Genomic DNA, 12,610 nt, shown 5'->3' on the forward strand with positions numbered 1-12,610 from the left:
CGATAGAATTGTCTATACATCACATCGATTTGAGTTAAAAGGAGAGAGTTTAAGAAAAAAACGGTAATTTTGTCAGTAACCTGAGCGAAAACACTGGGTGCATATCACCGGAATCGCTGGGTGGGTATCACCGGAATATGTACGTTAAAACAACGCTGTTGGAGCCGACGACAATTTGTCTGAAAATGACAAATTTTTCTATTATTTTGTTTTTTATTTCGCTTTTTTATATTTGCTGTCCACGATTTGTTTTAACTTATCGAGGTAATCCCATTAAAAACGACATAATCCAAGTGTAATAACAACCGGGGTTTCGGACTGATCCAAAAAGAGTTGGATTCATTTAACGAACTTCACATCAACTCCCGGATCGTTCTTAGCTTTCACGGCAATGGAGCGGCTTTGTTTTTTCACCTTGCCTTTGATGAATTCGGGGACGTTGTATGATTTCATGAAGTTGTGATAGAAATCCGGATCTTTCTGTGGTAAGAGAAAGGGCTTACCGGCTTTCCCGTTTTTGTCTAAGTAAGCAAAATAAGGACGGGTATAAAGTCCGTCGATACGGCGACTACTGAACACAAACCAGCGGCTATTACTACTCCAGGAATGATAGCTTTCTACATCATCGCTGTTTACCTCTTCTACTGCACGGGTGGTAGCGGACTTCAGGTCAATAAGGTATAAATCGGCATCTTTATGCCAGATGGAAAAATTCCCATAACCTGAAAGCGTATAAAGCAGATAATTCCCGTCGGGCGAAACGCGGGGGAAGGAAGCACTTTTTCCGTCATTTGCATTATATAGGGTATCAACAACCGATCCGAATTTTCTGGATTGCGGATCAAAGGAGACGGCGCAGAGACTGTATTTTATCTCTTTAAAGTCTGTTATTGAGCGCGGCGCGGCGGAACAAAAATAAAGCGTCTTTCCATCAGGCGAAAACGTAGGAAACGTTTCCCACCTTTCTTTGGAGAAGAGAACAGGAGTTGTTACAATCTCATGGTTTTCCGAATCATAAACAACGACATCTGAAGCTTCATCGAAGACCTCTACCCTATTCCGGTCGTTCATATGGAAAGCCTGTTTCGTATTATTGACTGAAAAAGCGACATATCGACCTCCCGGATGCCAGGATGGGTAAACTAAATTAGAGATCGTTTGTTCCGTTTTTGTATTTAGTTTTTCAATTTTATCTCCATTGATAAGAAACGTACCCGGATACGTTGCACGCATATGAAAGAGCATCTTATCGGGATCTTGCATACAGAAAGAATGACAGTTCATGCAATTATTGCCTGTCATCTTATTTTCCATAATAGCACTTTGAGTAAAGTTTTCTAAATGCCGTTGATAAATACCCATTTTATTCCACAACTCGTAACCCGGTTCAATCAAACGATAAGTGATGTAGGGATCCATCTCTTCTTCAGCCACATGAATAGAAAATGACTTATATTCTTTCCACAAGTTGTTCTGTTTCGCATAAACAGTTACTTGAATTGATTTCCCTTTGGAATGCGCTAACAGATCGTTCCATCCGGACAGTGGTATCTGTATTTTACCCTTTGAACTTCCGACAATGATTTTTTCTTCACCAGATTGCAAACAAGCACGGATTGCACCATCACCCGTTGTCAATTTAAAGTTTAACGGAGCTACATTCGGAGGAACCGTCACATCCGTATAATCCGGAAAAATAGTCGGTAAGGAGTCTATCTTCTCAGCTTCAGGGAGCGAATAGGAACAAGCCATCAGAAGAATCAGGAAAGAAAAATATAAATATCTCATATGCTTTTATTTAAACATAAAATAGAACCAATATGTATTTGCAAAATCACGCGCCATGAGTTGGGGTAAGGATTGACTGTGTTTGTTTGCAAGAATTGCCCTCTTGTATCCGGTGAAACGATCTATTACCGGCATAGAAACGCTATATTTCTCCCATTCATCAGGTGTATTTTCAAATAGAATTATGACTGCTTCCTGAAAGCCTAATGGTAATTCGGGCAGGATATCCGTACCATAATAAGTTTCCAACAGGGATTTAAATCCTTGCATATCTTTTGTTAGTAACAATGAAGCACCTAAATATTCTATCGCGTTCTTATTTGCCGGGTAATGTTCCGCCAGACTGATAAGGTCTTGAGCAAACCCTTGCGTATTAGACAAATAACTATTATCCACCAAACCTCTACGTTTTTCACCTAATAACGGATCTGACTCTACGGCTTCATCATTATACAAAAAACGCCGTTGTTCTTTTGCCCAGTCCTTGTAATAGAGTGTCTGTTCCAACAAATCTATATATTTCCCGGCAACTTTGTACTCTCCATAAATCAAATTAGTTTGAATCAATCGTTTCAACATACGGGGATTTCCTCCTCCCATTGAACTGATATACGCTTCAAATGCCATTTCTTGCGCTATTGCTACGTTACCAATCACAAAATAGACATCGCTCAACATCACAGATATAGAGAATGTACGATTCCATTTCAGCATTAATCCTTCGATCCCCCTCTGATCGTACAAAAACATACGTTCTGCCAATTCACCTTTCTCGGCGAGAGCCATATTCAAATAACACAAATAGAGATAGTTAGTAAGAAGTCCGTCAGATTCTTTTATAATATTATCCCATTGCTCCGCACGTACAAAATAATCTAATTTCTTTACCTGTTTAGCCTTTTGATCTCCGTGTTGACCTACCCCCCACCCGAAGAGTAACAAAACAAGAATGAATGAAGTTAGAAGTTCAACAATTCGTCTCCAGTTCTTTTTTTCTTGCTGTGGCTTAAATATGAATGCGAATATAAACAAAACAACAAGCACAATCCATGAAAAGTAAATATGTGTTTTTGCACTCAGATTGTTATGATAAAACATATCCGGAAGGAAAACAAAGCGATATTCTCCTTGTAAAGCAAGCGACAAACTAAGAAAACCAAGTAATCCGCCAAAAGGAATCAATACAAGCGACCAATATCGGAGCGAACTCTTACTCAGAAACTCAAACAAGACTGTCAATACAATGTAGAGAGTAAAAACAGAGCCACACAACCAATAAAGCAGACAGACGCTTATGCAATGATATATCAAACGCCACCCGGCATGTTTAATCAATATTGCTACTCGGAAAACAGCCAACATAAAAAGAAAAGCCACCGTTCCGGCAAGCATATAATTAAAATCGAAATGCATAAACAACAGAAATAAAGACGGAACAGCAGAGGCAATCAGCCAATCATATCCTTTATTTATTTTCTGCAATATTCCATTCGTCAGCAAGGCAATCAGAACAAGCAGTACAACCGTAATCGTTGCTCCCACATAAGGATACATAAAAAACTGCATCAGAAATTCTCCAGTCCATTCAATAAATCCTCCGGGTAATATGAACTTCGATTCAGCATAAGCCAATGAAGACTGAAACATATAGTTCTGTTCAATAAAGAAGAAATGATAAGCATATTCTTGCTGCAAGAAGACAAACAAAGTAATCACCAGAATGGCAAACACGCCCCATATACTATAGCTCCATTTTTTCATCATTGATGCTTTTTTAGTACGAAATGCTTATTTACACAAGCCGGCAGTTCTTCCGGATAATGCGTTACGTAAATTAATGTTTTTCCCGGTAATGAACAAAAATATTCTATAATACGGGCTACTCTTTTTTTATTTGCAGAGTCCAGACCATGCAAAGGTTCATCGAGTACTAATAAATCCGGAGTCTTCACAAATGCTCTGGCCAGCAAAATCAGGCGTTGTTCACCGGAAGAGAGTGTAAGAAAAGAACGATCTTTCAGATAGGTTACCCCAAATACATTCAGCCATTGCGTAGCCACATGCAATTGATCTTCGGTACATTTACGAAAAAGCCCGATCGAATCAAAGAAACCGGAGGCCACAACCTGCAATGCGGCCACATTTTCATTATAATACAAATGCATTTCCGGAGAGACATACCCTATCCGTCGTTTAATATCCCAGATACTTTCTCCTGATCCTCTTTTTTTATCAAAGAGATAGAATGTATTGGCATAAGATTGAGGGTTATCGGCACAAACCAAACTCAGCAGAGTAGATTTACCGGCGCCATTTGCTCCCGACAGCGACCATTTTTCATTATTCTTCACCTCCCAGTTCAAGTCTTGAAGAATAGTTCTTTCTCCATATCGAATTAAAATATTTTCCATTCGAAGAGTCACCTCATGTGAAGACAGAGAGTCCTCAAAAACCGGAAAAAGCGGAAGTTCTTTTATTTCCGGAAAGAGTTCGGATATTAAGGGTCTATTATTGAGAAAATCATCCCGTGTTGAAGGAGATAGGCAAATCCGGTCTTTCAGAGGCTGTATATCGGTAATAAAATCAGGAATATCCTTTGCAGAAGATAACAGAAGAATCACCTGCGTTTGCCCTAATGACGCGATATCTTTCAACAATTGCACAAGAACAACACGGGAGTCTTCGTCGAGCCCGATAAATGGATTATCAAGGATTAAAATATCCGGCATCGTTATCAGCGTACGTATAATCAAAAGCTTACGAAGTTCACCACTGGAGAGAAAAATAAGACGTTTAGATAATTGTTCTTCAAACTGAAAATAGGAAAGCAACCTTTTTATCTCGACAGACAGCCTTATGTCTCCTAACAAATCAGAGACAAGCATACTCTCTTCCGTTTCCGTTGAATGCCACCTTTGTTGATAATATGAGTTCCGGACATCCGTCAAGGAATAAATGTCTTTAAAGGCAATACTTCTCACCGTCGTACCCGGCAATTCAACACGGCCGCTTTTCAAGGCATGTTTTTGTTGTAAGAAATCGGCAAGCAAAGTTTTCCCCGCTCCATTTGGCCCAACAACAGCCCAGTGTTCCCCTTTACAGATCGTCCAATTGATAGGATGTTTGAATTTAAGCTCCGGCAAACGAGGTATTACTTCACATAATTCAGCAACTATATTTTGTTTTTCCATAAGAATCACTTAAGTAATACAAAGTTAACAGATTATTCTGTTTTTGTTCATTATAGAACAGGGGGTTTTGAAAAAGAGGAGGTGGAGCATATCGGACTCGAACCGATCACCTTTAGACTGCCAGTCTAACGCTCTAGCCAGATGAGCTAATGCCCCATGATTTAGAATGCAAATATAGGTGTTTTCGCAAACTTTCCTATTATTCGGCGATGAATTGTAATGAAGTTATTTTAATATGGCAATTACTGCAGTTTGTTTATGTTTGTGTTCAACCATTGAAGGCGTTTTTCCACAAAATTGATAAAAAAGTTAACTTCGGAGGTGTATGATACACCTTTTCGGCTTGTATTCCATTCCTCCTGATTGATATTCCATCCGGCACCATTAGGTTGGGAGGTGAAATTTCTTGCTTGTGAATCCTGTATGGCAAGGGCGTGCTCACGGATAAAATCAGGTATTCCGTCCAGTTCCGGTTTTAATTCTTCCCACCGTTTTTTTAATTCTGAAACAAAATAAGGATCTTTAAAAAGACGATCGAACCAAGGCGAACAGGTTTTGATATACCATCCATCGGGACCGGCAGAAGATGCTCCCTGTTCTTCTACAATATAATCAGCATTTCCGAAAGCGAGATCAAAGTCCCATACCAAAGGCATTTCGATCTTCCCGTTACGACGAATGGACATATAGCAACTCCCCCTCATATTTCCATCTACATTTTTGGCCAACTCCTGCACAATGTAATAGTTAATGAACGACTCTACATCTATATATTTACGGTATCCATCGTCCGGGTCCTTGAAATTTGAAGAATATAAAACACGTTCGGCCGTATTGAAATAATCCTTTACGTAATTGAATTGTGCATCCGTAGGCTCTTCAGGATCCTTGAACATAATTGGTAATTGTTCCAGATCGGTTTTAAACTTATAATATTCATCCCAATGAAAGTCCAGTTCAAGGAAATAATCACCGGTCAATGCCTCTCCGGAATTATCGGAAGGTTCTACCAAGTCCATATTGAGTCTTTCCTCCGAGACTCTCACGTGTTCGGTCAACGAATAGACTCCCTGGTATATCCCGTTCATGTAAAAGTCAACACTGACGGATGACGGAGTCCACTCCATATCAGCGATCTTCGCTATTTCAAAAGCCGTGATATTTCTTAATAAAGTCTTGTCAAAATAATTAGCAAGTAAAGCCCAGTTTTTATCGTTACTCAAGCCTAATAGGGATGCCTTTTTATCTAATTTAATCCGATAAGGCTTCTTGGGTTTGTCCCATGTAGAATTTCCTCTCCCTTTTATACCTGCCGGCAGATCGGTAGCAGTAGCATATTGAACATCCTCAATCCGTACCTCTGACTTGACGTATGTCTCTTTATCCGAAATAGGCACACCCCATGTATTAACATATACTTTCGGGACAAGAGGTAGTTCTTTTGACACAACAGTATAATTAACGGTTGTCCCGTCCGTAGCGGTTACAGTATAAACTACCGGCTTGCTGAAATCATTTTTCGTTACTCCACTGACTTGTTCTACGTCACCTACTTTTACGGATTTACCGGAATAAGTAAATGTAGCCACAAAGGCAGTCGGCGATACACCATTTGGAATAGATATACTGATATCTGAACCGGACATTCTGCCCGGCGACGTAACTATTATTTCTTTATTAGATTTAGGCTCGAAGGTAAATGAATCTATTTGCGCCACAGAAGATAGTTCTTCATCCTCTGAATCATCCGAACAAGATATAAAAATTGAGAATAGCAGAAAGGGTAAAAGCATTATCCCGATAGAATAAGTTCTGATGGATTTTGTTTGTTTTTTGTTTAGCTGTTTCATTAATGCGCTGGTATGTTAGTAATTAACACTTCTTATATCCTAAATCAAATTGTCATAAAAATCAAAGGTAGCAAAATTATGTTTTTAGCAAAGTAAAAGCGATAGGTTCTTTTGATCACGGTCTAAAGAAAAAATAAAGGATGAAAAAAAATTATACTACCTTTGAATATAAAATTAGACACAATGATTGTTTACAATACGACTTTCCATATTGATAATGAAATTTTAGACGAAGGGGTTACTTATCTGAAAGAGGTGTATATGCCGAAGGCAAGTGCAAATGGGTTTCTACTGAATCCATTCCTGAGAAAGGTGTTGCATGATAGTGAAGATGATGGAGTAAGCTTTTCTGTTCAGTTTCATGTAAAAAATATGGACACCTTAAACTTTTGGTTAGAGAGTGAAGGTAGAGCTTTGCAACAAGAGCTTGTCGGTCGTTTTGGACGGAAAATTGTTGGGTTTACAACCCTTCTGGAGGAAATAGACTGGCAGGGAAATGAGTAAGGAACGTATCATATTAGGGATTGACCCAGGTACGATTGTTATGGGATACGGAGTACTTGTTGTCAAAGGGAATAAACCTTCGATGGAGGCATTGGGAATTTTGCAACTGAACAAATTCGACGACCACTATCTGCGTTTGCGGAAAATCTTTGAACGCGTCACATCCCTTATCGACCAGTATCATCCGGACGAATTAGCGATTGAAGCGCCCTTCTTTGGAAAGAATGTACAGAGTATGCTAAAATTAGGTCGCGCTCAAGGGGTGGCAATGTCGGCTGCCCTAAACCGTGACATTCCTATTTTTGAATATGCTCCTCTAAAAATCAAAATGTCTATTACCGGAAATGGAAACGCCTCAAAGGAGCAGGTTGCCGGCATGTTGCAACATATACTTCATATTCCGGACTCTTCCATGCTTCCTCAATTAGATGCAACTGATGGTTTGGCTGCTGCTCTTTGTCATTATCTGCAGACAAACAATCCGTTATCGGAGAAGAAATATACCGGATGGAAAGATTTTATCGCTAAAAATCCGAAGAAAATAAGAGAATAAAACTAAGAGAACGTGACAAAGCACGTTCTCTTACATATAGAATTAACGATTACTTCAATTATTAAACAACCCCCTGCGCCATCATGGCACGGGCTACTTTCATAAATCCGGCTATATTAGCACCTTTCACGTAATTAATATAATTACCGTCTTTACCATGAGCAACACATTGATCGTGAATACTACCCATAATCTGATGTAGTTTCGCATCCACTTCAGCGGCAGTCCACGAAATATGCATCGCATTTTGCGTCATTTCAAGTCCGGAGGTAGCTACTCCACCAGCATTAACAGCCTTACCCGGAGCAAATAACTGGTTATGCTCAATAAACAAATCTACCGCTTCAGCCGTGCATCCCATATTGGATACCTCTGCTACACAAAGCGTCTTGTTCTCTATCAATCTGCGCGCATCATTTTCATCTAATTCGTTTTGCGTAGCACATGGAAGAGCGATATCTACTTTTTGTTCCCATGGTTTCTTTCCCGGATAGAACGTAGCATTCGGATATTCCTCTGCGTACGGAGCAACAATATCATTTCCCGAATTACGCAATTCCAACATATATTCAATCTTCTCTCCTGAGATACCGTCCGGATCATAAATATATCCGTCAGGTCCCGAGATCGTCACCACTTTAGCTCCGAGTTCGGTTGCTTTAGTTGTTGCCCCCCAAGCAACATTCCCAAAACCGGAAACAGAAACCGTCTTTCCTTTGATATCAATACCGTGAGTTTTCAGCATCTGATGTACAAAATAGAGTGCACCAAAGCCGGTTGCTTCAGGACGCAGGATAGAACCTCCGTATTCCATACCTTTTCCGGTAAAGGTTCCCGTATTCTCACGTGCTAATTTTTTATACATTCCATACATATATCCTATTTCACGTCCTCCAACGCCAATATCACCGGCAGGTACATCGGTATCCGGACCAATATTATGCCAGAGTTCGAGCATAAATGCCTGACAGAAACGCATAATTTCCGCATCACTTTTTCCGCGAATAGAGAAGTCTGATCCGCCCTTTCCACCTCCCATAGGCAAGGTAGTCAGCGCATTTTTAAATGTTTGTTCGAAGCCAAGAAATTTAAGAATAGACAAATTCACGGAAGGGTGGAAACGAAGTCCGCCTTTATACGGGCCTATCGCATTATTGAATTGCACACGGTAACCTAAATTTACCTGCACCTTCCCTTTGTCGTCCACCCAAGGCACGCGAAATGTGATTACGCGTTCGGGTTCAACAAGACGTTCAATAATACCAGCCTTTTCAAATTCAGGATGTTGATTATACACCTCTTCTATTGAAAGAAGAACTTCTTTTACCGCTTGCAAATACTCCTTTTCACCAGGATGTTTCGCTTCAAGCTCTGCGAGGATTAAATCTGTCTTCATAGTATTCTATGTTTTTATGAATTATCATATTGTTCACAAATGTATGGAAAAACATGAGTTAACCAAGATTAAAACTATCTTTTTTAAGCTATTCCTCAACATATTTTAGAAACCTGTCAAAAACACCGGAATTCATATTCTCCATTTATTGTCTTAATATGTTTGTCTTCCTTTTTTCGCTATTTTTGAAGCTATAATTAGTTGAAACAAACATGAGCAATATTCCCAACTTTAAGAATCTTGTCTTTAAAGATACCTCATTCGCCAATCTGATGAATAAGCGTATCTATAATATATTACTGATCGCCACGAAATACGATGCTTTTATGCTGGAAGATGATGGCCGGGTGGATGAACAGATATTTAATGAATACGTTAGCCTTAGTCTTCGTTATCCTCCCCGATTCACGCAAGTAAGCACAAAAAATGAAGCTCTTGCAGAACTTTCCAACCGAAACTTTGAGTTGGTAATCTATATGCCTAATATGGATGAAGCGGATATGTTCGGATCGGCAAAAGTGATTAAAACGAAGTATCCCGACATCCCGATCGTTGTACTGACTCCTTTTTCGAAGGAAGTATCTAAACGGGTTGCGAACGAAGATTTGAGTGCCTTCGATTATATTTTCAGTTGGTTAGGTAACTCGGAACTACTTTTAGCCATCATAAAATTAATTGAAGATAAAATGAATGTGCCGGATGACACGCATAGTGTGGGGGTTCAGATCATCTTATTAGTTGAGGATTCGATCCGGTTTTATTCATCGGCCTTACCTCACCTTTACCGTTTTGTGTTGGAGCAGAGTCAGGAATTTTCAAAGGAAGCGTTGAATGCTCATCAACGAACACTCCGTATGCGCGGACGTCCCAAAATAAAATTAGCAAGAAATTATGAAGAGGCAGTTCGTATCTTCGATCTTTACAAAGACAATATTCTTGGCATTATTGCCGATATGAGTTTTTCGCGCGAAGGGAAAAAAGATCCGTATGCCGGATATCGTTTTGGCCAGTATGTAAGAAATACTGGATTGATTATTCCGATCATTATGGAATCCTCCGAATCGAATAATGTTGTTTATGCCAAAAAACTAAAGGCTTCTTTTATTGACAAGAACTCTAAAAGTTATCCGCAGGACTTACGTAAGAAAATCATGCAACGTTTTGGGTTCGGAGATTTCGTAATCCTGAATCCTCAGACAAAGGAAGAGATCATGCGCATTCACGACCTCAAGGATTTACAAAAGAAGATATTCGACATACCCGACGATTCACTTGTTTATCATCTTTCGCGCAATCATTTCTCCCGTTTCTTTTACTCACGCGCCATGTTCCCTCCTGCGGAATTATTGAGACGCATTGATGTGAGCGACTATAAGGATATGAACGAGGCGCGGCAATTGATTTTTGATGTGATCGTTCAATACAGACGCATGAAAAACAGCGGCGTTGTTGCCGTTTATCAGAAAGACAGGTTTGATGAATATAGTAATTTTGCTCGTATAGGCGAAGGTTCTTTAGGCGGTAAAGGGCGTGGACTGGCGTTTATCGGCGCTATGGTGAAACGTTATCCGGAGTTCGACAGCAATCATTTTGCCGTAAATATCCCTAAAACAGTCGTGATCTGTACGGATATATTCGACACGTTTATGGATACAAACGAGTTGTACCCATTGGCATTGAGTGATGCTTCGGATGATGATATACTGAAATATTTCCTTAGAGCAAGTCTCCCGACAGAGTTGGTCGAAGATTTTATGGCGTTCTTCGATGTGATCAAAGGACCTATTGCCGTACGCTCTTCAAGCCTCCTAGAAGATTCACACTATCAACCTTTTGCAGGAATTTATTCCACTTACATGGTTCCCAAAGTAGAGGATAAATATGAAATGCTTCGTGCCGTAAGTGATGCGATTAAGGCTGTCTATGCGTCTGTTTTTTATAAAGACAGCAAAGCCTATATGACCGCTACATCCAATGTGATCGATCAGGAAAAGATGGGCATTGTCTTGCAGGAAGTTGTCGGGACAAAATACAATACACATTTTTATCCGAATATATCAGGGGTTGCCCGCTCGCTGAACTTCTACCCCATCGGAAATGAAAAAGCAGAAGACGGTATTGCCAATATTGCTCTGGGATTGGGAAAATATATTGTGGACGGAGGACAAACCCTTCGTTTCTCCCCTCGTCACCCGCATAATATATTACAAATGAGCACGCTTGACTTTGCGTTAAGAGAAACGCAAACGCGTTTTTATGCGCTCGACTTAACCAATGCAACAAAGCAATTCTCTGTCGATGACTCATTCAACTTACTCAGGTTAAATCTAAAGAATGCGGAAGCCGACGGAGGACTAAAATTCTTAGTTTCAACCTATGATCCGTATGATCAGGTAATCAGAGATGGCTTTTATCCGGGAGGACGCAAGATTCTCTCTTTTGTGAATATCCTGCAGCACGATGTTTTCCCGTTAGCCGAAACGCTCGACCGGATTCTTCATGTGGGGCAAGAAGAAATGGGACGGCCTATTGAAATTGAGTTTGCGGTTACCATTAATCCCGAAAACTGTTCACAAGCCATTTTCTACCTTCTTCAGGTAAGACCGATTGTAGAAAATAAGGAAGTAATGAACGACGACTTGACGATTATTCCAAAAAAAGAGACAATACTGAGTTCAACCAGTGTTCTCGGACATGGCATCATACAGAATGTACAGGATATTATTTACGTCAAGACTGACACATTCAATTCTGCCGACAACCAGACAATAGCATACGAGTTGGAGAAATTAAACAGCCAATTCACAAATACGGATTCGGGTTATATTCTTGTGGGGCCGGGACGTTGGGGAAGCAGTGATCCTTGGTTAGGCATTCCGGTTAAATGGCCACATATCTGTAATGCGCGTGTAATCGTTGAATGCGGACTTGAAAATTACCGGATCGATCCCAGTCAGGGAACGCATTTTTTCCAGAATCTGACTTCATTCGGAGTCGGCTATTTCACCATTAATCCGTTCAGAGAAGACGGCTGGTTTGATGAGGCCTACTTAAACGCATTGCCTGCAACCAATGAGACAACGCACTTACGACATGTACATTTCGAGAAGCCAGCAACGATTAAAATGAATGGAAAAAAAAGTATAGGCTTAATCCTTAAACCAGACTAAGTCTATATCATCATTAGTATGAATAAAAAAATATCACTACTGACCGACTAAAATTTGCATAAAAAAAGGCTACTCCCTTTCGGTTTCGCCTTAGGTGTGTAATTTTGTTGTTCCACCAATAAAAATTACCACATGGGCAAAAGTAGTGATAAAAGATT

At 40.0% G+C, this 12,610-nt stretch carries 8 protein-coding genes and 1 tRNA gene; 3 read left to right on the forward strand and 6 right to left on the reverse strand.

All coding sequences use genetic code 11. From position 1 onward, the window contains the following. Window positions 1–339 precede the first annotated feature (339 nt). From PHT93_RS14065 to PHT93_RS14085, 5 genes are all read right to left on the reverse strand, one after another. On the reverse strand, window positions 340–1,788 hold the full coding sequence (locus PHT93_RS14065) for a hypothetical protein (RefSeq protein WP_300244170.1): 1,449 nt from the start codon (window positions 1,786–1,788) through the stop codon (window positions 340–342). A 6-nt stretch (window positions 1,789–1,794) separates the two neighbouring features. Beyond that, window positions 1,795–3,552 carry a DUF6057 family protein gene (locus tag PHT93_RS14070; RefSeq protein ID WP_300244172.1) on the reverse strand — a complete coding sequence of 586 codons (1,758 nt, stop codon included), beginning with the start codon at window positions 3,550–3,552 and terminating at the stop codon, window positions 1,795–1,797. Then, window positions 3,549–4,979 (reverse strand): ATP-binding cassette domain-containing protein, encoded by a 1,431-nt coding sequence (locus tag PHT93_RS14075; protein ID WP_300244174.1) that lies wholly within the window; start codon window positions 4,977–4,979, stop codon window positions 3,549–3,551. Before PHT93_RS14075 ends, PHT93_RS14070 begins: the two co-directional genes overlap by 4 nt. A gap of 82 nt (window positions 4,980–5,061) precedes the next feature. Continuing rightward, window positions 5,062–5,135 (reverse strand) — tRNA-Ala (locus tag PHT93_RS14080). Window positions 5,136–5,221: 86 nt separating this feature from the next. Next, window positions 5,222–6,829 carry a CotH kinase family protein gene (locus tag PHT93_RS14085; RefSeq protein ID WP_300244176.1) on the reverse strand — a complete coding sequence of 536 codons (1,608 nt, stop codon included), beginning with the start codon at window positions 6,827–6,829 and terminating at the stop codon, window positions 5,222–5,224. Between the two features lie 183 nt (window positions 6,830–7,012). On the opposite strand from PHT93_RS14085, the gene PHT93_RS14090 reads away from it, so the two are divergent. Further along, window positions 7,013–7,333 carry a DUF4286 family protein gene (locus PHT93_RS14090; RefSeq protein ID WP_300244178.1) on the forward strand — a complete coding sequence of 107 codons (321 nt, stop codon included), beginning with the start codon at window positions 7,013–7,015 and terminating at the stop codon, window positions 7,331–7,333. Next, window positions 7,326–7,886: a crossover junction endodeoxyribonuclease RuvC gene (gene ruvC / locus PHT93_RS14095; RefSeq protein WP_300244180.1), complete on the forward strand. Its 561-nt coding sequence runs from the start codon at window positions 7,326–7,328 to the stop codon at window positions 7,884–7,886. Before PHT93_RS14090 ends, ruvC begins: the two co-directional genes overlap by 8 nt. Window positions 7,887–7,947: 61 nt before the next feature. Here ruvC and gdhA read toward each other — a convergent pair whose 3' ends face one another. After that, window positions 7,948–9,282: an NADP-specific glutamate dehydrogenase gene (gene gdhA, locus PHT93_RS14100; RefSeq protein WP_300244182.1), complete on the reverse strand. Its 1,335-nt coding sequence runs from the start codon at window positions 9,280–9,282 to the stop codon at window positions 7,948–7,950. A 212-nt stretch (window positions 9,283–9,494) separates the two neighbouring features. Here gdhA and PHT93_RS14105 point away from each other — a divergent pair, with 212 nt between their 5' ends. Continuing rightward, on the forward strand, window positions 9,495–12,452 hold the full coding sequence (locus PHT93_RS14105; RefSeq protein WP_300244184.1) for a PEP/pyruvate-binding domain-containing protein: 2,958 nt from the start codon (window positions 9,495–9,497) through the stop codon (window positions 12,450–12,452). The last annotated feature ends 158 nt before the right edge of the window (window positions 12,453–12,610 follow it).

This window comes from Massilibacteroides sp., from assembly GCF_028705895.1.
In the GTDB taxonomy this organism is placed as follows: domain Bacteria; phylum Bacteroidota; class Bacteroidia; order Bacteroidales; family Tannerellaceae; genus Massilibacteroides.